The sequence below is a fragment of the Brachybacterium sp. SYSU DS0246 genome, from assembly GCF_059391765.1.
Genome location: NZ_JBZXYT010000018.1, coordinates 40602 through 65254, shown reverse-complemented (window position 1 = coordinate 65254; position 24653 = coordinate 40602). Strand labels below are relative to the sequence as shown.

Annotated in this window: 26 protein-coding genes; 13 read left to right on the top strand and 13 right to left on the bottom strand. The window is 70.1% G+C overall.

Annotation, left to right across the window (positions count from 1 at the left end):
* Positions 1 to 33: 33 nt before the first annotated feature.
* From panC to AC5020_RS10675, 4 genes are all read left to right on the top strand, one after another.
* Entirely contained in the window at positions 34 to 891 is an 858-nt protein-coding gene (gene panC / locus AC5020_RS10690; protein WP_464988265.1) for a pantoate--beta-alanine ligase, read from the top strand.
* A gap of 43 nt (positions 892 to 934) precedes the next feature.
* Positions 935 to 2443 carry a lysine--tRNA ligase gene (gene lysS / locus AC5020_RS10685; protein WP_377019230.1) on the top strand — a complete coding sequence of 503 codons (1509 nt, stop codon included), beginning with the start codon at positions 935 to 937 and terminating at the stop codon, positions 2441 to 2443.
* Position 2444: 1 nt separating this feature from the next.
* Complete coding sequence (locus tag AC5020_RS10680) at positions 2445 to 2612, top strand: hypothetical protein (protein WP_377019232.1); 168 nt, start codon at positions 2445 to 2447, stop codon at positions 2610 to 2612.
* Positions 2613 to 2741: 129 nt separating this feature from the next.
* A complete protein-coding gene (locus AC5020_RS10675) occupies positions 2742 to 3077 on the top strand; it encodes a histone-like nucleoid-structuring protein Lsr2 (protein ID WP_464988264.1) in 336 nt (111 codons plus the stop codon).
* Between the two features lie 112 nt (positions 3078 to 3189).
* Here the strand turns inward: AC5020_RS10675 and AC5020_RS10670 are convergent, their stop codons facing one another.
* From AC5020_RS10670 to AC5020_RS10645, 6 genes are all read right to left on the bottom strand, one after another.
* Positions 3190 to 4161, bottom strand: a complete 972-nt coding sequence (locus AC5020_RS10670) for an aldose 1-epimerase family protein (RefSeq protein ID WP_464988263.1) — start codon at positions 4159 to 4161, stop codon at positions 3190 to 3192.
* On the bottom strand, positions 4158 to 4919 hold the full coding sequence (locus tag AC5020_RS10665; protein ID WP_464988262.1) for a LutC/YkgG family protein: 762 nt from the start codon (positions 4917 to 4919) through the stop codon (positions 4158 to 4160). The genes AC5020_RS10670 and AC5020_RS10665 overlap by 4 nt, the downstream gene beginning before the upstream one ends.
* Positions 4916 to 6526, bottom strand: coding sequence for a lactate utilization protein B (locus AC5020_RS10660; protein ID WP_464988261.1), 1611 nt, complete (start codon positions 6524 to 6526; stop codon positions 4916 to 4918). Before AC5020_RS10660 ends, AC5020_RS10665 begins: the two co-directional genes overlap by 4 nt.
* A complete protein-coding gene (locus tag AC5020_RS10655) occupies positions 6523 to 7308 on the bottom strand; it encodes a (Fe-S)-binding protein (RefSeq protein ID WP_377019238.1) in 786 nt (261 codons plus the stop codon). Before AC5020_RS10655 ends, AC5020_RS10660 begins: the two co-directional genes overlap by 4 nt.
* 160 nt (positions 7309 to 7468) lie before the next feature.
* Positions 7469 to 8953, bottom strand: coding sequence for a malate:quinone oxidoreductase (locus tag AC5020_RS10650; protein WP_377019239.1), 1485 nt, complete (start codon positions 8951 to 8953; stop codon positions 7469 to 7471).
* 148 nt (positions 8954 to 9101) lie between these two features.
* Positions 9102 to 9779, bottom strand: a complete 678-nt coding sequence (locus tag AC5020_RS10645; protein ID WP_464988260.1) for a DUF624 domain-containing protein — start codon at positions 9777 to 9779, stop codon at positions 9102 to 9104.
* Between the two features lie 354 nt (positions 9780 to 10133).
* Here AC5020_RS10645 and AC5020_RS10640 point away from each other — a divergent pair, with 354 nt between their 5' ends.
* From AC5020_RS10640 to AC5020_RS10620, 5 genes are read left to right on the top strand one after another with little or no spacing between them, the layout of a single operon-like run.
* A complete protein-coding gene (locus AC5020_RS10640) occupies positions 10134 to 11447 on the top strand; it encodes an enolase C-terminal domain-like protein (RefSeq protein ID WP_464988259.1) in 1314 nt (437 codons plus the stop codon).
* Positions 11431 to 12762: an alpha-L-fucosidase gene (locus AC5020_RS10635; RefSeq protein ID WP_464988258.1), complete on the top strand. Its 1332-nt coding sequence runs from the start codon at positions 11431 to 11433 to the stop codon at positions 12760 to 12762. The genes AC5020_RS10640 and AC5020_RS10635 overlap by 17 nt, the downstream gene beginning before the upstream one ends.
* Positions 12763 to 12767: 5 nt before the next feature.
* The gene (locus AC5020_RS10630; RefSeq protein ID WP_464988257.1) at positions 12768 to 13097 is read left to right on the top strand and encodes an L-rhamnose mutarotase; all 330 of its coding nucleotides are present in this window, start codon (positions 12768 to 12770) and stop codon (positions 13095 to 13097) included.
* A complete protein-coding gene (locus AC5020_RS10625; RefSeq protein ID WP_464988256.1) occupies positions 13094 to 14026 on the top strand; it encodes an aldo/keto reductase in 933 nt (310 codons plus the stop codon). Before AC5020_RS10630 ends, AC5020_RS10625 begins: the two co-directional genes overlap by 4 nt.
* Positions 14019 to 14897, top strand: coding sequence for an amidohydrolase family protein (locus AC5020_RS10620; RefSeq protein WP_464988255.1), 879 nt, complete (start codon positions 14019 to 14021; stop codon positions 14895 to 14897). Before AC5020_RS10625 ends, AC5020_RS10620 begins: the two co-directional genes overlap by 8 nt.
* Positions 14898 to 15025: 128 nt before the next feature.
* Here the strand turns inward: AC5020_RS10620 and AC5020_RS10615 are convergent, their stop codons facing one another.
* Positions 15026 to 15718, bottom strand: a complete 693-nt coding sequence (locus AC5020_RS10615; protein WP_377019254.1) for a FadR/GntR family transcriptional regulator — start codon at positions 15716 to 15718, stop codon at positions 15026 to 15028.
* 120 nt (positions 15719 to 15838) lie between these two features.
* Positions 15839 to 16081, bottom strand: a complete 243-nt coding sequence (locus AC5020_RS10610) for a DUF6458 family protein (protein ID WP_377019255.1) — start codon at positions 16079 to 16081, stop codon at positions 15839 to 15841.
* A 217-nt stretch (positions 16082 to 16298) separates the two neighbouring features.
* Here AC5020_RS10610 and AC5020_RS10605 point away from each other — a divergent pair, with 217 nt between their 5' ends.
* The 3 genes from AC5020_RS10605 to AC5020_RS10595 all read left to right on the top strand — a co-directional run bounded on the left by AC5020_RS10605 (position 16299) and on the right by AC5020_RS10595 (position 20506).
* On the top strand, positions 16299 to 18881 hold the full coding sequence (locus AC5020_RS10605; protein ID WP_464988254.1) for an ATP-dependent Clp protease ATP-binding subunit: 2583 nt from the start codon (positions 16299 to 16301) through the stop codon (positions 18879 to 18881).
* 192 nt (positions 18882 to 19073) lie between these two features.
* Positions 19074 to 19991: a DedA family protein gene (locus tag AC5020_RS10600; protein ID WP_377019257.1), complete on the top strand. Its 918-nt coding sequence runs from the start codon at positions 19074 to 19076 to the stop codon at positions 19989 to 19991.
* A complete protein-coding gene (locus AC5020_RS10595; protein ID WP_377019258.1) occupies positions 19988 to 20506 on the top strand; it encodes an amino-acid N-acetyltransferase in 519 nt (172 codons plus the stop codon). Before AC5020_RS10600 ends, AC5020_RS10595 begins: the two co-directional genes overlap by 4 nt.
* Positions 20507 to 20535: 29 nt before the next feature.
* Here the strand turns inward: AC5020_RS10595 and AC5020_RS10590 are convergent, their stop codons facing one another.
* The 5 genes from AC5020_RS10590 to AC5020_RS10570 form a co-directional block, all read right to left on the bottom strand.
* Entirely contained in the window at positions 20536 to 21384 is an 849-nt protein-coding gene (locus AC5020_RS10590; RefSeq protein WP_377019272.1) for an HhH-GPD family protein, read from the bottom strand.
* Positions 21385 to 21547: 163 nt separating this feature from the next.
* Entirely contained in the window at positions 21548 to 21982 is a 435-nt protein-coding gene (gene mscL, locus AC5020_RS10585) for a large conductance mechanosensitive channel protein MscL (protein ID WP_377019259.1), read from the bottom strand.
* 59 nt (positions 21983 to 22041) lie between these two features.
* Complete coding sequence (locus AC5020_RS10580; protein ID WP_464988252.1) at positions 22042 to 22674, bottom strand: SAF domain-containing protein; 633 nt, start codon at positions 22672 to 22674, stop codon at positions 22042 to 22044.
* 173 nt (positions 22675 to 22847) lie between these two features.
* Positions 22848 to 23192 carry an FmdB family zinc ribbon protein gene (locus AC5020_RS10575; protein WP_377019262.1) on the bottom strand — a complete coding sequence of 115 codons (345 nt, stop codon included), beginning with the start codon at positions 23190 to 23192 and terminating at the stop codon, positions 22848 to 22850.
* A gap of 86 nt (positions 23193 to 23278) precedes the next feature.
* Positions 23279 to 23938: a 5-formyltetrahydrofolate cyclo-ligase gene (locus tag AC5020_RS10570; RefSeq protein ID WP_464988251.1), complete on the bottom strand. Its 660-nt coding sequence runs from the start codon at positions 23936 to 23938 to the stop codon at positions 23279 to 23281.
* A 79-nt stretch (positions 23939 to 24017) separates the two neighbouring features.
* Between AC5020_RS10570 and AC5020_RS10565 the strand changes: the two genes are divergently transcribed.
* Positions 24018 to 24644 carry a GNAT family N-acetyltransferase gene (locus AC5020_RS10565; protein WP_377019264.1) on the top strand — a complete coding sequence of 209 codons (627 nt, stop codon included), beginning with the start codon at positions 24018 to 24020 and terminating at the stop codon, positions 24642 to 24644.
* Positions 24645 to 24653 lie beyond the last annotated feature (9 nt).

The window sequence follows — 24653 nt, the reverse complement described above, 5'->3', positions numbered from 1 at the left end:
GGACACAGCACACGGCATGACACAGGAGACGGCATGAGTTCGCAGACACCTCCCACCACGGCGCTGGTCACCACCAAGGCCGAACTCCGTACGCGACGCGCGGCGATGGGGGGAACGGTCGCGGCGGTGCTGACCATGGGCGCGCTGCACGAGGGCCATCTCGCCCTGGTCTCCCGTGCCCGTGAGGTCGCCGACCACGTGATCCTCACGGACTTCGTCAACCCTCTCCAGTTCGGCCCGGGGGAGGACTACGAGGCCTACCCGCGGGATCTCGACGCCGACCTCGCCGTCGTGGACGGGCTCGTCGATCTCGTCTTCGCCCCGAGCGTGCAGGAGATGTACCCGGTCCTGCCGCCGACGGTCTCGGTGACCGCGGGGCGCGCCGGCACCATCCTCGAGGGCGCGGCCCGGCCCGGCCACTTCGACGGCGTCGTCACCGTCGTCGCCAAGCTGCTGCAGCTGACCGACCCGCACGTCTCGGTGTTCGGCCGCAAGGACGCCCAGCAGCTCGCGATCATCCAGCGCCTGGTCGCCGATCTCGACCTCCGGGTGCGGATCGAGCCCGTCGAGATCCAGCGGGAACCCTCCGGACTGGCCCGCTCCAGCCGCAACGCCTACCTCTCCGATGCCGGGCGCGACCGGGCGCTGGCGCTCTCCCGCACCGTCGCCGCCGCGGACGCGGCAGGCGGATCGGTCGCGGGGATCCGCCGCGCGCTGGGGGAGGCCCTCGCTCGCGCAGAGGTCGACTGGGCCTACGCGCTCGCCCTGGATCCCGCCACGCTCGAGGAGATCGGCCCGGACCACCGCGGCGACGTCCTCGTGGTGGTGGCCGCACGGGTCGAGGGCACGCGGCTGCTGGACGCCGCTGTGGTGGTCGCGACAGCACCCTGACGAGGCGGGCACATCCTCGGGCAGTGATGAGAGAATCGCCCTCATGAGCGAGAATCCCCCTGCCCTCGATGCGACGGACCACTCCGACCAGGTAGCGGTCCGCAAATCCAAGCGGGAGCGCCTGCTGGCGCGCGGGGAGGACGCCTACCCGGTCGGAGTGCCGGTGACCGCCACGATCGCCGCCGTCCGCGAGGAGTACGGCCATCTGGAGGCCGGACAGGAGACCGAGGACGTCGTCGGTGTCGCCGGCCGCGTCGTGTTCCAGCGCAACACCGGCAAGCTCGCCTTCGTCACCATCCAGGACGGCGCCGGGCAGCGATTGCAGATCATGGCCTCCCTCGCGGTGCTCGGCGAGCAGCGTCTGGCCGATCTGAAGGCCGACGTGGACCTCGGCGACCACGTCTTCTTCCACGGCCGGGTGGGCGCCTCCCGCCGCGGTGAGCTCAGCGTGTTCGCGGACAGCTGGCAGATGGCGGCCAAGGCTGTGCGGCCCCTGCCGGTGCTGCACGCGGAGCCCTCCGAGGAGCAGCGGGTGCGTCGGCGCTACGTCGACCTCATCGTGCGCCAGCAGGCACGGGACACCGTGCGTCGCCGCGCCGAGGTGATGCACTCGCTGCGCACCTCGTTCCACGAGCGCGACTTCGTGGAGATCGAGACGCCCATGCTGCAGGTGATCCCCTCCGGCGCCGCGGCGCGGCCGTTCGTCACCCACATGAACGCGTTCGATCTGGATCTCTATCTGCGGATCGCCCCGGAGCTGTATCTCAAGCGCGCGGCCGTCGGCGGCCTCGAGCGGGTCTTCGAGATCAATCGCAACTTCCGCAATGAAGGGGCAGATTCCACCCATTCGCCCGAGTTCGCGATGCTCGAGGCGTACCAGGCGTACGGGGATTACGACTCCATCGGGGACCTCACCCGGACACTTGTCCAGGAAGCCGCTGAACGAGCCACCGGCTCTCAGGTCGTCACTCTCGCCGACGGCACCGAGTACGACTTCTCCGGAGAATGGGCGAAGATCACCGTGTACGGCTCGCTCTCGGAATCCCTCGGCGAGGAGATCACCCCCGAGACGGACACGGAACGGCTCCGCGGGATCGCACGGTCCCTCGATCTCGATCTCGATCATCCCAAGTTCGGGCACGGCAAGCTGGTCGAGGAACTCTTCGAGCACCGCGTGGGCGACCATCTCCACGAGCCGACCTTCGTCCGTGATTTCCCGGTCGAGACCAGCCCGCTGGTGCGCGAGCACCGCACGACGCCCGGCGTGGTCGAGAAGTGGGACCTGTACGTGCGCGGCTTCGAGCTGGGCACCGGGTACTCCGAGCTCGTCGACCCGGTGATCCAGCGCGAACGGTTCGCCCAGCAGGCCGCGCTCGCCGCCCAGGGCGACGACGAGGCGATGCGCCTGGACGAGGACTTCCTGGAAGCGATGGAATACGCGCTGCCGCCGACGGGCGGAATGGGTATGGGCCTCGATCGCCTGCTCATGGCCCTGACGGGGCTCGGCATCCGGGAGACCATCCTGTTCCCGCTCGTGAAACCGGAGGCCTGAGATGGACGGCGGATTCTGGTACGAAGCCGGTTCGCTGCTGCCGCCGATCGGTGCGGGGCTGCTCTTCTGGTTCGCGCTGCGGGCGATTATGCGGGCCGATCGACGCGAACGCGAGGCCGAGCGCCGGGCGGAACAGGATTACCGCGAACTCCACCGCGGGGATGAATAGCGTCACCGTTGTCCACAAATCTCCGTGATCGGATTGATATATGGGCGCGCGGACTGGATACTGGAACCAGCGTGCGACATCATCCCGAGGTCGCAAATGAAGCAGACCCGACCAACAAGGGAGACCCCCATGGCAAGGAAGACCTATGTCGAGCTCGTCGATGATGTCGATGGAGCGACCGCGAGCGAGACGGTGAGCTTCGCCCTCGACGGCGTCGCCTACGAGATCGACCTGTCCGAGCAGAACGCCCGCACGTTCCGCGACGAGCTCGGCACCTGGGTCGAGAAGGCCCGTCGCGTCGGCGGCCGTCGCACCCGGGGCGGTTCGAGCTCCTCCCGCTCCAGCAGCTCGAACGATTCCTCGCGGATCCGCCAGTGGGCCCGCGAGGCCGGCTACGAGGTCCCGGATCGCGGCCGCATCTCGGGCACCATCCGCAAGGCGTACGAGGATGCCCACGCCAACTGATACGGCACCCGCCCGGGTCACTCGGGCCCGGTGAGAGAAGGACCCGTCGCCCTCAGGGCGACGGGTCCTTCTCATGCTCGCCGCAGCATGTGCCTGTCCCGACCGGGCGTACTCACCAGCCCCGAATCGACCACGAGGCCGAGAACTCCTGGTCCGGACTCAGACGCACCACGTCGACGCCGCTGCGGAATGCGTCGGGCGGGCAGGTCATCGGCTCGACCGCGAGCCCGACCCGGTTGTTCTCCGGTTCCGGACGATCGGCGGTGTGCACCTGCAGCCAACCGCACTCCTCGCCCGCCGTCAGCTCGACGCCGGTTCCGCCGGGCGCGGAGACGCTGACGCGCAGCCGGCCGTCGGCGTCGCGGCCGAGGTCGGTGAAGGCATGGTCGATGAACAGGTCGCCGATGACCCGCGGAGCGCGGAAGTCGAATTCGCTGCCGTCGGCGACGGGCGCCGTACCGGTGGGCAGCAGCCGGTCCTCGGTGACGGTGAGAACGGTCGCCGCCTCGAAGTGCAGCGACCACGTATCCAGCGGCTCCGGGCCGGCGACGAGATAGGGGTGCGGGCATACCCCGTACGGAGCATCGGCGTGGCCGATGTTGCGTGCGGTCACGGTGGTGGTCAGTCCCGTCTCGGCGTCGAGTGCGTGGCGGACGGTCAGCAGCAGATGGAACGGATAGCCCGTGGACGGGAACAGCTCGCCGCGCAGGATGACCTCGTCCTCCGCGACGGTCGCGGCAGTGAAGGGGTGGAAGGCGATCAGTCCGTGCAGGGCGTTGCCGCGTTCGGGCTCGGTGAGGGCGGCCTGGATCTCCTGGCCGTCCCAGGTGTACTTCCCGTCCCCGATCCGGTTCGGCCAGGGGGCGACGATCCCGCCCCGGAAGTGCTGCATCGGCCCCTGCTCGGGGTTGCGCACCAGGAGGTCGCGTCCCGCGATGCTCAGCGACTCGACGATCGCTCCCACCGTGGAGACCTGCGCCTGGTAGGTGCCGGCGCTGAGGGTGAAGAGGTCGCCGCGGTCGCGGGGCGCATTCTGCGGGGGGATGCCGGTGCCGGCGGTGGTCTCGGCCACGGGATCGCTCATGCTGTCTTCTCCTGATCGTTCCGGGACTCGGTCTCGGTCTCGTTCTCGGGCTCTGGTTCTGGTTCCGGTTCGATGAGGACGACCTCGAGGCGGCGGGGGCCATGGACGCCTTCGACCCGGTCCAGCTCGATGTCGCTGGTGGCACTGGGGCCGGAGACCATGGTCCAGGCGGCACGCGGATCGGTGTTCATGCGTTCGATGCCCTTGGGCACTCCGAGCACCACCTGCTCCGCCTCGACCACCACGACATGGTGGTCGGGGATCAGCGTGACCGCGCGGCGCCCGCCGAGCTCGTCGGCGCGCAGCACGATCGTGCCGGTCAGGGCGATCGCCGTGTGGCAACCGGTGAGCACGGCGTCGATCGCGTCGAGCTCGTGCGGCGAGGCGCTGCCGTCGTCGAGGAGGACCGCAGTGCCCAGCTCCCGGGTCCAGCTCTCCGGTACCCCGGGCGGTGCGATGACCTGCCTGGCCTCGCCGACGGCCTCGGCGATGACGGCGGGCGCCCCGGCTGCCGTCGTGCGGTGGACGATCGCGGTGTAGTCCTCGAGGCGCTGGACCAGCACGTCGCGGATCTTGGCCGGGTCGGTGGAGACCTCCTGCTTGTCATCGGCGCGCTGATACGCGCGAGGGACGTCCTCGGCATCGGTGACCTCGTCCCGGCGGGGGACCGCCAGGGCGGAGCGGACCCGGGCCAGGATCTCCTCCTTGGCGCTCATCCCGCGCGTGCGCACGGGACGCTCGTCGGCCCAGGCGTTCATGCTCGCTCCTCGCCCTCGGTGCCGGTCTGCGATGTCTGCCCGGCTCCGCCGGGTTCCTCGGCGTCTCCGTCGCCGGCAGCTCCATCGGCCGTCCGTGACGCCGTCTCCTTCTGGTGCTCGTCCCACCAGCTGCGGAAGGACTTCCCGGGCTTGGGCAGGTCGCGGTGATCGGTCCAGCCCGGCATCAAGGGAACGATGCCGGGCAGCTTGCCGATGTTGGCGCCGGGCATCAGCTTGGTCAGCGGTCCGGCCGAGCGCACGGCGGCGTCGTACGCCCGCGGGGAGGACATCAGGGCACCGGCTCCCTTCATCGCCACGTCCCAGGTGCCCCGGAACTGGCCCTTCGTATCGCGGCGCTGGTCGACGTCCTCCGCCCGCAGATGCACGAGGATCTTGGGGATGTCGATCTTGACGGGGCACACGTCGTAGCAGGCCCCGCAGAGGCTCGAGGCGTAGGGGAGCGAGGTGCTGGGATCGTCCGCGTCGCCCATCCCGGTCATCTGCGGCGAGAGGATCGCCCCGATCGGACCGGGGTACGTCGACCCGTAGGCGTGGCCGCCCGAGCGGGCGTAGACGGGGCACACGTTCAAGCATGCGGAGCAGCGGATGCAGTGCAGGGCGCTGCGGCCCTCCGGGTCCTCGAGCACGGCGCTGCGGCCGTTGTCCAGCAGCACCAGGTGGAACTCCTCGGGTCCGTCCCCCTCGGTGACCCCGGTGAACAGGGTCGTGTACGGGTTCATCCGTTCCCCGGTGGAGGATCGGGGCAGCAGCTGCAGGAACACCTCGAGGTCCTCGAAGGTGGGCACGATCTTCTCGATGCCCACCACGGAGATGAGGGTCTTGGGCAGGGTCAGGCACATGCGCCCGTTGCCCTCGGACTCGACGACGACCATGGTGCCGGTCTCGGCGACGGCGAAGTTCGCGCCGGAGATCGCCACCGAGCCGGGCATGTCCAGGAACTTCTCCCGCAGGAAGCGGCGGGATGCCTCGGCCAGCTCGGCCGGGTCGTCGGTGATGGACTCCTCCAGGTCCGGCATCGCCTCGAGGAAGATCTCGCGGATCTGTGCGCGGTTGCGGTGGATCGCCGGGACCAGGATGTGACTGGGGGTGTCACCGGCCAGCTGCACGATGAGCTCGGCGAGATCGGATTCGATGGCGCGGATCCCGGCGTGCTCGAGGGTCTCATTCAGGCCGATCTCCTGGGTGGCCATCGACTTGACCTTGAGCACCTCCTCGGCGCCGCGCTCGAGGGCGAGAGAGGTGACGATCTCTCCGGCCTCGTCGGCGTCGCGGGCCCAATGGACCACCCCGCCCGCAGCGGTCACGGACTCCTCGAGCTGCTCGAGAAGCTCCGGGAGATGGTCGGTGACCTGCCACTTCAGGGCGCTGCCGGCGTCCCGCAGCTTCTGCCAGTCGCGCACCTCCCGCACCGCCGCGGCGCGCTTGGTGGTGATGGTGGAGGTGGCGTGGCGGAGGTTCCCCCGCAGGGTCTCATCGGCGAGGTCGTCCCGGGCCGCGGCAGGGAAGGAGCGATCACCGCGCAGGTTCGAGGACGGTGAGGCGTGCTGCGGGCGGACGGACGGAATCCCCAGGTCGACGGTGCTCATGAAGCCCTCCCCAGAATGGTCTCGGACGGGATGAAGGGATCCTCCCGGGTGGAGGCGAGGATCTGTGCGAGGTGGATCGCCCGTGGCGCGGCGTCGGTGCGGCGGAGCTTGCCGCCGATGTTCATCAGGCAGGAGGCGTCCCCCGCGACGACGTACTCCGCACCCGTGGAGACGACATTGGCGGCCTTGTCGGTGACCATCGCGTCGGAGGTGGCGTCGTTCTTCACCGAGAAGGTGCCGCCGAAGCCGCAGCAGGTGTCGGACTCGGGAAGGTTCTTCACCTCGATGCCCTCGACCGCGCGCAGCAGCTTCAGCGGGCGCGGGCCCACCTTGAGGAAGCGCATCGAGTGGCAGGTGGGGTGGTAGGTGACGCTGTGGGGGAAGTAGGCGCCGACGTCGGTCACCTTGAGCACGTCCACCAGCAGCTGGGAGAGCTCATAGGTCTTCGCCGCCACGGCCTGGACGCGCTGTTCGAGCTCGTCGTCCTCCTCGTGCTGGGCGACCAGCTGGTGCTGCTCGCGCACGCAGCCCGCGCAGGAGCCGGACGGCATCACGATCGCGTCGATGGAGTCCAGGGCGGGTTCGAAGGTGTCCACGAAGCTGCGCACCACCGGCGCCGCCTCCGAGTAGTACCCGGAGTTGGTGTGCATCTGGCCGCAGCAGGTCTGGCGCTTGTCGAAGACCACCTCGTGCCCCAGCCGTTCGAGCAGGAGCACGGTGGAGCGGGCGACGTCGGGGGTCATCACATCCACCAGGCACGTGGTCATGAGTGATATGCGCATCCGGCGTCCTTCTTCCTTCGTCGTCTCGCGCCCGTCGGACCGCGGGTTCGCGCCTTCGGAGTTCGTGGGTTCTCGAATGGTGGGTTCGTGCGTCGTGTTCGTGCATCTGCGGTGCCGGCGGCCGTCCCGGGGTTCATCGGGCCGGTCCCCGGCGCCGCTGTCAGGGGTGCTCGAGGCCCAGGGAGGCCGCCGTGCGCTCCAACGTCCGGTGCGCCGTCTCGGGGTCGTCCGAGAGTTTCGTGCCCCAGCTCGGGACCATCTGGGTGATGGTCGGGCGCCAGGCGTCGATGCGGTCGGGGTACATGCGCTCGAGGACGTTCAGCATGATGCTGGTGGCGGTCGACGCCCCCGGGGACGCGCCGAGCATGCCGCCGATGGACCCGTCGGCGGCGGTGATCAGCTGAGTGCCGAACTGGAGGACGCCGTGCTTGTCGCGGTCCGGTGCGATCACCTGGACCCGCTGTCCGGCGGTGACCTCCTCCCAGTCCGACTCCCGCGCCGAGGGCATGTACTCCCGCAGCGCCTCGAACCGCTGGTGACGGGTGGCCACGAGCTGGGAGGCGAGGTACATCATCAGATCCAGGTTCGGCGGGGCCACCGCCATCATCTGCGTGACGTTGGAGGGCTTGATCGACGCGAACAGGTCCGTGTACCGGCCGGACTTCAGGAACTTCGGGGACCAGCCGGCGTAGGGACCGAACATCAGTGAGCGCTGCCCTGCGACGTACCGGGTATCGAGGTGGGGGACGCTCATCGGCGGGGCGCCGACGGCGGCCTTGCCGTACACCTTGGCCTCGTGACGGTCGATGATCTCGGGATCGGTGCAGCGCAGCCACTGCCCGGAGATGGGGAACCCGCCGAAGCCGCGGATCTCGTCGATCCCGGACTTCTGCAGCAGCGGCAGCGCGTTGCCGCCGGCGCCGACGAAGACGCGGGGTGCGCGCACCACGCGGATCGTCCCGTCGGCCGTATCGCGGACCATGACGCCCCAGTCCTCACCCAACCGGCGCAGGTCGATGACCTCGGAACCGGTCGAGACGGTGGTGCCGACGCGTCCGGCGAAGTCCAGCAGCTGACGGCTCAGGGCGCCGAAGTCGACGTCGGTGCCGTCGGGGGAGTAGGTCGCGGCGATGGTCTCGGTGACCGGGCGGCCCTGCGAGACCAGTGGTGCCCACTCGGCCAGCTGGGCGTGCTCGGTGGTGAACTCCATGCGGTCGAACAGGGGGCTGGCGACCAGGGCCTCGTGGCGGCGGCGGAGATAGTCGACATTGTCGAGACCGTGCACGAAGCTCATGTGCGGCACGGAGTGGATGAAGTCCGACGGGTCGCCGATACGGTCGTTCTCGACCAGGTGGGCCCAGAACTGGCGGGAGACCTGGAACTGCTCGTTGATGGAGATCGCCTTGGCCGGGCTGACCGAGCCGTCCACGTCCTGCGGGGTGTAGTTCAGCTCGCAGAGCGCACTGTGGCCGGTGCCGGCGTTGTTCCAGGCGTCGCTGGACTCCGCCCCGAGGGTGTCCAGCTTCTCGAGGACCACGAGGTCCCACTCGGGCTCCAGCTCGGTGAGCATCGCGGCGAGGGTGGCACTGGCGACGCCACCGCCGATCAGCACCACGTCCGCACGGGTCACATCCAGGTCAGCCATGTCTCTCCGTTCCAGCTCGCACGGGGCCGCCCGACGGCGTGCGGCGCGATCACTCGCGCGACACCGGGCGGCCGTACCGCCAGGGTATCCCGCGCGGCGGGGTAGGACGCGAACGCATCCACAGCGCTCCGCCTCGAGGGCGGAGACGTCACGATGCGGCGGCGCGGTTGTTCTCGATCTCCTCGAGCAGCAGCTCGACCTTCCGGCTCAGCAGGCTCGTGGCAAGGTCGATCGCCGCCGCGGCTCCCAGTAGCACGGCCACCGGCCATACCAGGGAGCACAGCACCATCCAGACGATGAGGCCGAGGGTCAGGCCGATTACCCGCACCGGCATCGCTCCGGGCAGCAGCAGCGCCAGCCGCCACGCCACGAAGGGATCCTGCCGGCGCACCCGCGGCGTGGACATGATCGTGGCGACACTCGCCGTGGACCAGGCGGCGCTGACCGCGGCGAGACTCCCGAGCCCGGCGCTCATCATCGGCGTCTCCACCGCACCTCCGGCCACGATCCAGAGCATCGCCACCGAGCCGGCCTGGACCACCATCAGCGGAAGCATGCGCACGTTGGCGGTGACCAGATGCTCACGGAAGCTCGGCCACATCGTGGCCAGGACGCGGACCTTCGCCCCGTGGCGAGCGGCGATGAAGGCATCGGAGGCGGCCACGCTGGCCGGGGCCACACCGAGGACGACGAGACCGGCCAGGCTCAGGGCGATCCACACCAGGTTCACGCGCAGCACCAGGTAGATGCGCTCGATCGCCTCGATCAATCGCGTGGCCCAGGCCGGGGTCCCGGCACGGTCCGACGGGGTTCGGGAAACGGTCATGCGGTGCAGGCTATCGCTCCGTGTGACACGCCGCTCATCTCTTGGTCGTGATGGACCGGCGGAGCCGCGTGCTCTGCCTCGGAGCGATGTCGAGCTGACGGGCCTGGCGACGCCCGTGCGCATCCGGACGGGTCGGTCCAGGAGTTCGCGTGATCATCGGATCTCCGGAGGCGTGGAGGGCGGCCACACGGTGTGGAGAGATCGGATGGCTGTCGGGCGTTCTCTGCACGGCGGCACGCAGAAAAGCGTCCACCACCGAGGTGTCCGGCTTGTGGATCGCGCCCGCAATCCGTACCGTCGCCTCAAACATCGGAGGAGTGGGTCAATTTCCCACGGCGTGATTCGAGGTAGACGATGCCCACCATCACCGAGCTGCAGGTCCACGACGTCCGCTTCCCCACGTCGCGCGACCTCGACGGCTCCGACGCCATGAACCCGGACCCGGACTACTCGGCGGCATACCTGGAGCTGGTGACCAGCGATGGGAATGCCGGCTACGCCCTCGTGTTCACGATCGGACGCGGCAACGACGTCCAGTGCGCCGCTATCCGGGCCCTGGCGGATCATGTCGTCGGGCGCGACGTCGAGGCTCTCCTGTCGGACCTCGGCGGCTTCTCCCGCGAGCTCGTCGGCGACTCCCAGCTGCGCTGGCTCGGCCCGGAGAAGGGCGTCATGCACATGGCGATCGGTGCCGTGGTCAACGCTGCGTGGGATCTGCGGGCCCGGCGCGAGGGCGTACCGCTGTGGCTGCTGCTGGCGCAGCTCTCGCCGGAGGAGATCGTGGATCTCGTCGACTTCCGTTACCTCTCCGATGCCCTGACCCGCCAGGAGGCGCTGGAGCTGCTTCGTCGCGCGCAGCCGGGCAAGACCGCGCGGATCGCCGCTCTCCGGGCGGTCGGCATCCCTGCGTACACCACCTCTCCGGGGTGGCTCGGCTACAGCGACGAGAAGCTCGTGCGCCTGCTGCGGGAGGCGCGTGCTGAGGGCTTCGGCATGGTCAAGCTGAAGGTCGGCGGCGACGTGGAGGACGATGCCCGCCGGCTCAGGATCGCTCGCGAGGAACTGGGGCCGGGGTATCCGATCGCCCTGGATGCCAACCAGCGCTGGGACGTCGAGGAGGCGGTGGCCTGGCTGCAGCGCCTGGCGCCGGAGGGACCGGCCTGGATCGAGGAGCCCACCAGCCCTGATGATGTGCTGGCCCATGCCGCGATCCGTCGGGCGGTGTCGCCTGTGAAGGTCGCCACCGGCGAACAGATGCACAACCGGATCATCGCCAAACAGCTGCTGCAGGCGGGCGCTGTCGATGTCCTCCAGCTCGATGCCGCGCGTGTCGGAGGAGTCAACGAGAACGTGGCGATCCTGCTGCTGGCCGCGAAGTTCGGTGTCCCCGTCTGCCCGCACGGCGGTGGCGTCGGCCTGTGCGAGCTCGTCCAGCACTACGCCTTCTTCGACGCAGCGGCTGTCGCGGGGGAGCGCCCGGACCGCGTCATCGAGTACGTCCACCACCTGCACGAACATTTCGAGGACCCGGTCAGGATCGAGGACGGCTCGTATCGCGCCCCCGACGCCGCCGGCTCCGGAGCCCGCATGCACGAGTCCTCCGTCCGCGAGCACCTGTTCCCGGACGGCCCCGTCTGGAAGGATCCCGCCCATGTCGCCCACGCCTGACCCATCCGCCTCGCCGCAGGCCGACGCGGACCCCCACGGCTGGTTCGACCAGGCGCGCTTCGGTCTCTTCGTCCACTTCGGGCTGTATGCCGTCCCCGCGCGCCACGAATGGTCGATGACCCGCGAGAAGCGCACCCTCGAGGACTACGGACGCTACGCGGAGGTCTTCGACCCCGACCGGTTCGACGCGGCCGAGCTCGCCGGGCGCGCCCGGCAGGCAGGCATGCGGTATGCGGTCCTGACCACCAAGCACCACGAGGGATTCTGCCTGTTCGACTCCCAGCACACCGACTACTCCGCCCCGGCCGTCTGCGGGCGCGACCTGGTGCGCGAGTTCGTCGACGCGATGCGCGCCGAAGGCCTCCACGTCGGCTTCTACTATTCGCTGCTGGACTGGGCCCACCCGGACTTCACCATCGACCACAACCATCCGCTGCGGGATCGGCCCGACGTCGACGCACTGAATGCCGAGCGCAATATGGCTGGGTATCGCGAGTACCTCCACGCCCAGGTCCGGGAGCTGCTGACGAACTACGGGACCATCGACTACCTCTTCTTCGACTTCACCGACCCCGGCCCCCACGGCAAGGGACCCGAGGACTGGGACGCCGACACGCTGCTGGGGATGGTCCGCGAGCTCCAGCCGACGTGCGTGGTCAACGACCGCCTCGGCATCCCCGGCGACCTCGTCACCCCCGAGCAGTATCAGCCGGTCGCCCCGATGACCGGGGCCGACGGCAGCCCGGTGCGCTGGGAGGCCTGCCAGACCACCAACGGCAGCTGGGGCTACGACCGCGACAACCTCGATCACAAGAGCCCGGACCTGCTGGTGCGGATGCTGGTCGATTCCGTCGCCAAGGGCGGCAATCTGCTGTTGAACGTCGGCCCGGACGGGCGCGGCGCCGTCTCCCCGCCGGACCGCGAGATCCTCGCGGGGCTGGCGGACTGGATGGACGTGCATGCCGACTCCATCCATGGCGCGGGCCCGGCCGAGGGGATCGAGGCGCCGCCGGGCGCGTTCCTGACCCAGCGCGGGGATCGACTCTACGTCCATCTGGCCGTGTGGCCCATGCAGCACGTGCATCTGCGGGGGCTGGCCGGCCGGGTGCGATTCGCACGGTTCCTGCACGACGGGTCCGAGGTGGCCGTGAGCACGATCGACCCGGGCCAGGCCGCGTGGAACACCACGATCGGCGGGATCGGCGAGGACGTCGCGACGCTGACCCTGCCGATCCGGCGCCCCGACGTGCTGGTGCCCGTCGTCGAGCTGTGGCTCGAGGAGTCGCCGGCCCGGGCGGACAGCGCGAAGGAGTGAGCGAGATGGAGACCATCGCCCTGCACACCCGTATCGCACCCGGCCACGAGGCGGACTACGTCCGCGAGCATCAGGAGATCCCCGAGGACCTCGACCCGGTGCTGCGCCGAGCCGGAGTGCACTCCTGGCGCATCTGGCGCGACGGCCGCGACCTCTTCCACCTCGTCGAGGTGGAGGACTACCGCGCGATGCGCCAGATGCTGGCGGCCTCTCCCGCCAACCAACGCTGGCAGGAGCACATCAACCAGTTCCTCGAGGTCGCCGATTCCTACGCGGGGGACGACACGGGCATCGAGCACGTGTGGTCCCTGCCCGGCACGGGGACGCGGCCGTGAGCGCGCCCCGGCTCCCCGCCCTCGGCTTCGGCGCCGCCCAGCTCGGCAACCTCTACCGGGAGACCAGCGACGAGGAAGCCGCCGGTGCCGTGCAGGCGGCGTGGGACGGCGGCATCCGCCTGTTCGACACCGCGCCCCACTACGGCCTGGGCACCTCGGAACGGCGACTGGGCGCGCTGCTCGCGGAGTACCCGCGCGAGGAATACCTGCTCTCGACGAAGGTCGGGCGGCTGCTCGAGCCGGGGCCCGGCACCGGGGACGACAGCGCCCACGGGTTCGCCGTCCCCGACCACCACGTGCGCCGCTGGGACATGAGCGAGACCGGCATCCGGCGCAGCCACGCCGACTCCGTGGAACGACTCGGCCTGGACGCGGTGGACATCCTCTATCTCCATGACCCCGAGGAAGGTCCCACCGAGCAGGCCTTCGCCGACGCCCTGCCCACCCTGGTCGCCATGCGCGAGGAGGGACTGGTCACTCAGGTGGGCGTCGGCTCGAAGGACGTCGATGTGCTGACGCGTGCCGTGCGCACCGGCATGGTCGACGTGATCATGCTGTCCGGCCGCTACACCCTGCTCGAACAGCCCGCCGCGCGCGAACTGCTGCCCGCGTGCCTCGAGCACGGCGTCGAGGTGGTCGCCGTGTCCGTGTTCAATTCGGGCATCCTCTCGCGGCCCCAGGTGGCGGAGGATGCCCGGTACGAATACGCCGGCGCCCCCGTCGAGCTCCTCGAGCGAGCCCGTCAGCTGGCCGCCCTGGCGCGGAGGCACGGGGTCGAACTGCCCGACCTCGCCCTGCGGTATCCGCTGCGCCACCCGGCGATCAGCTCTGTCGTCCTGGGGATGCGCACCGGAGACCAGGTGCGGCAGAACCTCGAGCGGATGGCGCGCGAGATCCCCGAGGAGCTCTGGCAGGCGATCGATGGCTGAGGGGATCACCGATGCCCACCTGCACCTGTGGGACCTCTCGAGGGGAGGGTACGGCTGGCTGGACACCGCGCCGGAACCCTTGCGCCGCGATGCCCGCTGGGAGGAGGCCGCCCCGCAGCACGCCCGGCTCGGCGTGGACCGTGTCGTCCTGGTCCAGGCCGACGACACCCTCGCCGACACCTGCGCCCTGCAGAGGGCAGCGGCCCGGATTGAGCAGGATCCCAGTCCCGTGGTCCGGGCCGACGTCGTGGCCTGGCTGCCGCTGGCGGATCCGTCGCGGACCGCGGAGCTGCTCGCCGACGCGGAGGCGATGGACCGGATCGTCGGGGTGCGGCACCTGGTCCATGACGATCCCGACCCCGGGTTCCTCGACCGTCCCGAGGTGCGCGAGAGCCTGGCTCTGCTCGCGGGGCGCGGGCTGCCGCTGGACATCCCCGATGCCTTCCCGCGGCACCTGGACCAGGCCGCCCGTGTGGTGGGGGAGGTCGACGGGCTGACGGTGGTCCTCGACCACCTGGGCAAGCCTCCTCTCGGCGACCACCGGGCGATGGGGCAGTGGGAAAGCGGCCTGCGCGATCTGGCCGCCCACCCGTCGGCCGTGGCGAAGCTGTCGGGACTGTCCACCAGCGGGACCGGATCGCGCCGGCCCCGGCAGCTGCGCTGGGCCGTCGAGACCGCCGTGGAGGCGTTCGGGCCGCAGCGACTGATGTTCGGCAGCGACTGGCCGATCGCACCGGCCGCCTTCGACCTGGGATCGGGCACGGCGGACCTGCTGGCTCTGATCGCAGAGCTCGGAGCGGACCAGCGCCAGGAGATCCGGAGCGGAACCGCCGCTCGCGTCTACCGGCGGCTGGAGCACGCACGGCCCTGAAAGGTCTGCGAGGTCTGAGAGGTCTGGGAGATCTGAGCATCCGTCCTGGTCACGACGTCTGACGTCGCGAACAGGCCTGCCGGGATGCGGCCGGCGGCGCTCCGGTGGATCGGGGCGTCCCCGTCGAGTCAGTCGAGCGCTGCGCCTTTGAGGATCCAGCTCTCGACCCCGGCGATGTGGGCCGCGGCATGGACGCGTGCCAGATCTCCGCGGCCGGCCTTCAGCGCATCGAGGATCCGGCGATGCTCGGCGAGGGTGCGCTCGACGGCCGAATCCTCGGTCAGGCCGCGCCAGACCCGGGCCCGCGCGGTGGCGCTCGCGAGCCCCTCCAGCATGGAGGACAGGTAAGCGTTGGGGCAGCGGCTGGCGATGAGCTGATGGAAGTCGATGTCCGCCTGGACGAGCTCCTGGACCGAGGACTGCTCGGAGAGGTCGACCATCAGCTGTTCGAGCCGTTCGACGTCGTGCTCACTGAGATGCGGGCACGCCTGCTCCACCGCAGTCGGCTCCAGCAGGCGCCGCACTTCGAGGATCTTGCCCTCCGCGGAGCCCTGGTGCAGATCCAGGACGAAACCCAGCGACTCGACCAGCAGGTTCGGGGCCAGCGAGCTGACGTAGGTGCCGTCGCCCTGACGCACGTCCAGCACCCGGATCACCGAGAGGGCTTTCACCGCCTCGCGCAGGGAGTTGCGGCTCACCCCGATCCGCTCGGCCAGCTCCTTCTCGGGCGGCAGGCGATCGGCCGGGCCCAGCTCGCCCTCGATGATCATCTGCTTGATCGCATCGATAGCCCGGTCCGTCACGGCATGCGGTGCCGCCATAGCGCTCCACTCCTCGCTCGGACCGGTCGGTGTTCGTGCCGGTCACGGTGATCCTGATGCTAGCCGAGGCGCTGATCGCGAGTGCGGAGCAGTCGCCGGCGCGGAGCACCTCAGGGTGGCTCAGGCGGTGGGCGGGGGATCCCGGCGCTCGGAGACGGTGCGTCCCGGCCCGCTCTCGGTGTTGACCACGGTCTTGCGCGAGCGCAGCATCAGCAGCAGGCCGACGACGAACAGCACGGCGCCGCCTACCATGAGGATCGTGCCGAGCATCGCCGAGTCCAGGCCCGGCAGGTCGAACTCCAGAGCGAATCTCGCGATCGCGCCGAGGATGAAGAGGATGATTCCGCCGACGATGGCTCCCATGGCGTGCTCCTGACGATGAGGACGGACAGGTCGGATGATCATGCTACGGGCCGGCATCCTCCCAGGACGGCTCATCCGACCACGGGGTCGGACTGTGCCGTTCCCGCTCCGCAGGCGATCGGGCCCCTCCCGCATCACGCCCGCGGCGAACAGGCGGGGAATCCGCGGCGAACGCGCGTAGTCTCGATGCAACACCACCACCGGACGGGGGAGGACCATGTTCGAACGCTTCACCGATCGCGCCCGTCGCGTCGTCGTCCTGGCACAGGACGAGGCCCGGCTGCTGAACCACAACTACATCGGCACCGAGCACATCCTGCTGGGACTCATCCACGAAGCCGAGGGAGTGGGCGCCAAGGCGCTCGAGGCCCTCGGCGTGACCCTCGATGCCGTGCGCGAGCAGGTTCGCGACATCATCGGGGAAGGCAACCAGACCCCCAGCGGGCACATCCCCTTCACGCCCCGCGCGAAGAAGGTGCTCGAGCTGAGCCTCCGCGAGGCGCTGCAGCTGGGCCACAACTACATCGGCACCGAGCACATCCTGCTCGGCCTGCTGCGCGAGGGCGAGGGCACCGCCGTCAAGGTGCTCTCCCGCCTCAAGGCCGAACCGTCGGCCGTGCGCCAGGAGGTCATCGAGCGCCTGTCCGGCTACCAGGGCAAGGAGCCGGCCACCGCCGGCGGCCCCTCCGAGGGCCAGCCCTCCGGGTCGCTCGTGCTGGACCAGTTCGGCCGCAACCTCACCCAGGCCGCGCGCGACGGCAACCTCGACCCGGTCATCGGCCGGGACAAGGAGGCCGAGCGGGTCATGCAGGTGCTCTCGCGCCGCACCAAGAACAACCCCGTGCTGATCGGCGAGCCCGGCGTCGGCAAGACCGCCGTCGTCGAGGGGCTGGCCGAGGCGATCGTCGCCGGCGACGTCCCCGAGACGCTCAAGGACAAGCAGCTCTACACCCTCGACCTCGGCTCGCTGGTCGCGGGCTCGAGGTACCGCGGTGACTTCGAGGAGCGCCTGAAGAAGGTGCTCAAGGAGATCCGCACCCGCGGCGACATCATCCTGTTCATCGACGAGATCCACACCCTCGTGGGAGCAGGTGCCGCCGAGGGCGCGATAGACGCCGCCAGCATCCTCAAGCCCATGCTCGCCCGTGGCGAGCTGCAGACCATCGGGGCGACCACCCTGGAGGAGTATCGCAAGCACATCGAGAAGGACGCCGCGCTCGAGCGCCGCTTCCAGCCGATCCAGGTGGATCAGCCCTCGGTCGCGCTCACGGTGGAGATCCTCAAGGGCCTGCGCGACCGCTACGAGGCACACCACAAGGTGACGATCACCGATGCCGCTCTGGTGGCCGCCGCCAATCTCGCCGACCGGTACGTCAACGACCGGTTCCTGCCGGACAAGGCGATCGACCTGATCGACGAGGCCGGTGCCCGCCTGCGGATCCGTCGCCTGACCGCGCCGCCCGAGCTCAAGGAGTTCGACGCGAAGATCGAGGAGACCCGTAAGAAGAAGGAGGAGGCGATCGACGAGCAGGACTTCGAGCTCGCCGCCTCCCTCCGGGACACCGAGCAGCAGCTGAAGTCCGAGCGCGACGAGAAGGAACAGGCATGGCGCCACGGTGAGTCCGACGTCGTCACCACCGTCGGCGAGGAGGTCATCGCCGAGGTGCTGGCGGCCGCGACCGGCATCCCGATCGTGAAGCTCACCGAGGAGGAGTCCTCCAGGCTGCTCCACATGGAGGACGAGCTGCACAAGCGGGTCATCGGTCAGGACGAGGCCATCAAGGCCATGTCCCAGGCGATCCGTCGTACCCGTGCCGGGCTCAAGGATCCCAAGCGCCCCGGCGGCTCGTTCATCTTCGCCGGCCCCACGGGCGTCGGCAAGACGGAGCTGGCCAAGGCGCTCGCCGAGTTCCTCTTCGGCGACGACGACGCCCTCATCCAGCTGGACATGTCGGAGTTCGGCGAGAAGCACACCGCCTCGCGCCTGTTCGGCTCGCCCCCCGGCTACGTCGGCTACGACGAGGGCGGTCAGCTCACCGAGAAGGTGCGCCGCAAGCCGTTCTCCGTGGTGCTGTTCGACGAGGTGGAGAAGGCCCACGTGGACATCTTCAACTCGCTGCTGCAGATCCTCGAGGACGGTCGCCTCACGGATTCCCAGGGTCGCATCGTCGACTTCAAGAACACCGTGATCATCATGACCACCAACCTCGGGACCCGGGACATCGCCAAGGGCGTGTCCATGGGCTTCAGCGCCGGCGGCGATCTGAACACCGACTACGACCGGATGAAGTCGAAGGTCCACGAGGAGCTCAAGCAGCACTTCAAGCCGGAGTTCCTCAACCGTGTCGACGACGTCGTGGTCTTCCCGCAGCTGTCCCCGGACGAGATCGTCCAGATCGTCGATCTGATGATCGCCAAGCTGGAGGCTCGCCTGGCCGAGAAGGACATGACGATCGAGCTCACCGAGGGAGCCAAGAAGCTGCTCGCGGACAAGGGCTACGACCCGGTCCTCGGTGCCCGGCCGCTGCGCCGGACGATCCAGCGAGACATCGAGGATGCCCTCTCGGAGAAGATCCTCTTCGGGCAGGTCCACGTCGGCGACACGATCGTGGTCGACTCCGAAGGCGAGGGGCTGCTCGGCGAGCTGACCTTCAACCGCCGCGGAGCCGACGGCACCCTGGAGCCGATCACGGAGGACATCGATGTGGAGTCGATGACCCAGGCCAGGGCCGAGGATCTGGCCCGCCCCGACAATGCGGGCGCCCCTGAGGACGACAACGCGGAGGCCAGCGCCTCCTGATCGGGCCGGCCCCGCCCAGCGGCGGGGCCGGCCCCTCGACGTCGGCCGGCCTCCATGAGGCCGGCCGCTCACGAACCGCTCCCGCTCCGCCGTATCTCCGGCCGATCGGGAGCGGTTCGCCCCATCCCGTGCGGCGACGAGCCCGCGCGGTGACGCCGGGCCCCCAGCAGAGGCAGCGGACGGAGAGGACGCATGGGCGGATTCATCGACTGGCTGCTGTCCCTGTCGGGGCAGATCGAGGAATGGATCCTCGCCGTCGCGGACGCGTGGTGGGTCCACCTGGTCGTCTACGCCTTCGCCGCCCTCGACGGGTTCTTCCCGACCGTGCCCAGCGAATCGACCATCGTGACGCTGTCCTCGCTGTGGGCGAGCTCGGGCAGGCCCTCGATCATCCTCATCGGCTTGGCCGCCTGGCTCGGTGCCTGGAGCGGCGACAACCTGGGGTACCTGCTTGGGAACAAGGTCGGCTGGGAGCGCTTCAGGTTCCTGCGCGAGGGCAAGGGCCGACGCGCGGTGGACGCCGCCGACCGCGGCCTGCAGCGGCGCGCTCTGCTGTTCCTCATGACCGCCCGCTACATCCCCTTCGGCCGCACCGCCGTGAACCTGGTGGCCGGGGCGGTGCACTACCCCCACCGCAAGTTCTGGCCGCGCTCACTGCTGTCCACGTTCGTGTGGGCGGTCTACTCCTGTGCGATCGGCGTGGTGGCCGGCTCGTGGTTCGAGGACAATCATCTGATGGCGATCACCGTGGCCCTGGTGGCCGCCGGGGTGCTCGCCCTGGTCGTGGAGCGAGCGATCAACACGGTTCACCGGGTGCTGGACCGACGCGCGGAACGTCGCGGTGATGCCGTGCGTGACCGGGTCGGGGAGGACGACGACTCCGGTGACGCCGCGGGGACGGACGAGGACACCGATCCCGAGCAGGCCACCGATCGCCGCGACTCCCCAGCCCTCACGGACTCACCGGACCCCGGCGACAACGCAGCTCCCAGCGACTCACCGGATGCCCTCGGCTCCGCAGATCCGCGCGACCCCGGAGCTTCCCGCGACTCCCCGGGATCCGAGGACCCCGCCAGAGTTCCCGCCCGAGAAGAGGACAGACCGTCGTGAGCGTCAGTATCCGGCCCGCGCTTCCTGCGGACGTGCGGGGCATCAACCGCCTCGTCGAACCGATGACGCATACGGGCATCCTGCTCGGCAAGGACCTGGTCTCCTACTACGAAGCGGTCCAGGAGTTCCTGGTCGCCGTCGACGAGGAGGGCGATGTCGTCGGGTGCGGCGCGTTGCACGTCATGTGGGAGGACCTCGCCGAGGTCCGCACCCTCGCGGTGCGTGATGATCAGCGCGGCACCGGGCTGGGCCATCGGATGCTGCTCGCACTGCTGGAGCGGGCGACGGAGCTGGGGCTGAGCCGCGTGTTCTGCCTGACCTTCGAGGTGGAGTTCTTCTCCCGGCACGGCTTCGAGGTGATGTCCGAGGACGTCGACCCGGAGATCTACAACCAGCTCCTGCGCTCGCCCGACGAAGGCATCGCCGAGTTCCTGGACCTCGCGCGGGTCAAGCCGAACACGCTCGGCAATACGCGCATGATCAAGCAGCTGGACGGGCGGGCCAGGCCCGAGTAGTCGGCTGGGCAGATGCCGACAGCTGCACGTCAGGGCAGGCGCAGCCCGTCCTGCTGACGCACGGCGAGCCCGTCGGCCACCAGGGAGTTCGCGCAGCGTTCGACCCGTGCGGCGTCGGCGGTATCCAGAGCCAGCAAAGTGGACCGTGTCGCGTCGCCGTCTCGCCTCAGCACGGCCATGATCTGGCCTCGCATCTGCCGGTCGGTGCCCTCGAAGGCCTGCCGGCGCCGCGCGCCGTCCTCGGTGGCGGGCCGGCCTGCGGCGAACCACGCGCATCCGGCCCCGGCCAGCGGACACTGCTCGCAGCGCGGGGAACGGGCAGTGCACACCAGCGCCCCGAGTTCCATGACCGCTCGGTTCCACTGCACGGACCGTCGACGCTCGAGGGGGAGGGTGCGCGTCGCGAGCGCGCGTTCGGCAGCGCTGTACGACGGTGCCGGCAGAGCCTTGCCCTGGACCGCGCGCGCCAGCACCCGCCGGATGTTGGTATCGACCACCACGGCCCGCTCATGATGGGCGAAGGCGGTGATCGCGGCGGCGGTGTACTCACCGATGCCGGGCAGTGCGCGCAGAGCATCCTCTCCGCGCGGGACCTCTCCGCCGTGCTCTCGCACGATCGCCCGCGCGCATTCCTGCAGGCGCAGGGCTCGCCGCGGATACCCGAGCCGGTCCCAGCGCTGCAGCACCTCGGCCGTCGGCGCATCGGCGAGGTCGGCCGGAGTGGGCCACTGCTCGATCCAGTCGCGCCAGCGGGGGAGCACACGCACCACCGGGGTCTGCTGGAGCATCACCTCGGAGACGAGGATGGCCCACGCCGAGACGTGCTCGTGGCGCCACGGGAGGTCGCGCCCCTCACGGCTGAACCACCCGGTCACCATGTCGATGGCGGGATCCGGCAGGGATTCGCAGGAGGAGTCCGGCTCGGTTCCCCGCGCGGGGGGATCCACATGATCGACGCGGGGCGGGGCCGCTCGGGTCCGCCCCGCGTCACGGGAGTGTGGTGCCGCAGCACCGGTGTTCTTACTCAGGGGTGCGAGGTCCTCAGATCTGGGGCGGGGTGGTGCCGGGCCGGGCGGTGCCGCCGGCCTGGGCCTGGAGCAGGTCGCGGATCTCGGTCAGCAGCTGGACGTCCTCCGGCGCGGTGGTCTCCTCCTCCACCGGGAGGCCGCGGCGCTTGCGGTCGAACTTGCGGGCCTGCGTCATGGGCAGGACGAAGACGAAGTACACCACGGCTGCGGTGATCAGGAAGGCGATGATCGCGGAGATGATGGCGCCGAAGTTGACCACCGTCGCCTCGTTGGTGATCTGCCAGGCGAGACCGTTGGTGTTCCCGCTGCCGCCGAACACGTTGATCACGGGCTGGATCAGGTATTCCACGAACGCACCGATCAGGGCGGTGAACGCACCGCCGATCACGACACCGACCGCGAGATCGATGACGTTGCCCTGCATGATGAAGTCCTTGAAGCCCTTCATGGGTCATCCTTACTGAGGAGTGGGACGGGGAGAGTCGACAGAGCGGACTCATCGGGACTCTAGCCGATGATCGAGATCGTCACCGCTCCCTCGCCGATCGCGCGCGCGAGCTCGGCGGTTCGGCTCCGGTCGACGGCGACGAGCACGTACGCCTGCCCCGCTGACCCCGCATCGAGCACGGCAGCCTCTCCCTCCCCGTCCTCGGAGAGCTCGACGACGCGGGCCGGTGTGGCTGTCGTGCCGGCGGTCACGGGAGACGAGGTGAGCACCTCGATCTCGGACCCAGGACCGAGATGGGGCGTCAGCACAGCGGGAACCGGAACCGCCAGCAGGGAGGAACCCTCCGGGATCGCCGCGGCGCCCCCGTCCAGCAGCCCGGACAGGATCGGAGTCCCCGAGGGGACGGCGAGAGCGGTCTCCTGGCCGAGCACCTCCGCGGGGGACTGCGCGGTTCCGTCGGGGACGAGTTCGGCGGCGACGCGCACGGTGCGCAGGTGTCCTGGTTCCAGGACCGTGCCCGCGGGGAGGTCCGCGCCGGCGATCACCACCGGTGTCCCCTGGGAGGCGGGCGGCAGCAGGGTGGGCACCGAGGTGGCGGCCAGCAGAGCGACGGCGAGCACCATCAGGGTGCGGCGGCGCCTGCGCAGTGCACGTCGCCAAGCGGGCAGATGAGCGCGGAACCGTGTGAGCATGGCCTCGACGCTAGGCCGGAACCGGAGTCCGATCCGAGGCCGGCCTTTCACGGTGGACGACGGCGCGCTGGGGAGGAACCATCGCGCGCCGTCGAACCGTCCGCGAGCACATCAGGGCATGGAGGCCCCTTCGGAGGGGCGGAGCCCCGTCAGGACGTCAGCACGCCAGACCGTCAGGATGCCGGCGCAGCCGAGGCGGCAGCCGGCGTGGAGGCCGAGGTGCCGGAGTCGCCGGAGCTGCCGGCCCCGGAATCCCCGGAACCGCTCGCGCCCGACTCGGTCGACGCCGATCCGGAAGCGGACCCGCCCTTGCCGGACTCGACCGAGGCCGTCTCCGACTTCGCGGAGTCGGTGGAGTAGAAGCCGGAGCCCTTGAAGACGATGCCCACCGAGTCGAAGACCTTGCGCAGCGCATCCTGCGTGCACTCGGGGCAGGTTACCAGCGAGGACTCGCTGAAGCTCTGGTACTTCTCGAAGCGATGCCCGCAGCTCTTGCAGGCGTAGACATAGGTAGGCACGCGGAATCCTCCGGGATGTTCGTCGCAACGCGGCCGCGGGCGACGCGGCCGGAATGATTCTACGGCCGCCGACGTGCCCGAGGTGCTCAGGACGCGTCGTTCGTGACCAGCCAGACGAGACCGTCGGCCGTGAGCACCGCGGGCACAGGGACGTCGTGGGCGGCGCGCGGCAGGGTCCCGGCCTCCAGCAGCTCGTCGGGGTGGACGACGGCCACCACCGGTGTGTCCTCGCGGACGGCGGTCAGCGCGCGGTCGTAGTACCCGGCGCCGTGACCGATCCGGGTCCCGGATCGGTCCACCGCCACGGCCGGGAGCAGCACGAGGGCCGCGCCCGCCAGGGCCCCCGGTCCGAGCCGGGCACCGGTGGGCTCCTTCCCGAAGCCGCGACCGGGGGAGTCGACGAAGCCGGAGCGGCCGTCCCACCTCACCCATTCGAGCTCGCGACCGGCGGCCGCGGGGAAGATCAGCTCGGCGCCCGCGGCGGCGAGTGCCCCCGCCAGCGGCATCACGTCGGCCTCGGTCGGCGTGGGGTGGTATGCGGCGACCAGTGGGGCGCCGCCGTGGGCCGCCTGCGCCTCGAGACGGGAGACGAGGGGAGCGGCGTGCTCGAGCAGCCGTCCCGCCTCCTGTTCCCGGCGCCGGGCACCGGAGTCACCGCCATAGCGCTGCCAGCGGCGGGCTCGCAGCGTGCTGCGCAGCTCGCGCTTGCGCCGGATGATCGCGTCCGGGTCCGTGTCCGCGCCCATGGCACCAGAGTCCCACAGGACTCCACGGGCTCCGTGAACCACCTGCGCACGGAGGCATCGCCGCGTCTACGATGACGCGATGGTTCATGTCTGGCCGCTGACCCTGCGCGATGGGGAGCTGACGCTGCGCCCCCTGCGGCGGCGCGACCGTTCCGATTTCGAGCGGCTGCGTCAGCGCAACAGCGACTGGCTGCGCCCCTGGGACGCCACCGATCCCGAGCGCGACGCCCGGCAGCTGCCGTTCTCCACGGTGCGCCGCTGGAACGAGCAGCAGGCCAGGCTGGGGGTTCATCTGCCCCTGGCGATCACCGTCCGCGGCCGGCTGGCCGGGCAGATCACGGCCGGCCCCATCCAGTACGGCGCCCTGCGCTCGGCAGTGCTGGGCTATTGGATCGACCGCGGTCAGGCCGGCCACGGGATGGTCCCGCGCGCGGCCGCCCTGGTGATCGACCATCTCTTCGCCGAGCTGGGTCTGCACCGTATCGAGGTCACGGTGCGGCCCGACAACGCGGCGAGCCTGCGCGTGGTGGAGAAGCTCCACCTGCGATCGGAAGGGCTGCGCCGTTCCGCGATCCACGTCGACGGGGCCTGGCGGGATCACCTCGTCTTCGCGCTCACCGCCGATGAAGTCGCCACGGACGATCAGGGCCGTGGGGTCCTCGCCCGACTTCACAGAGAGTTCCCCCGCGACACGCCCGCCACGTGACCAGGGAAA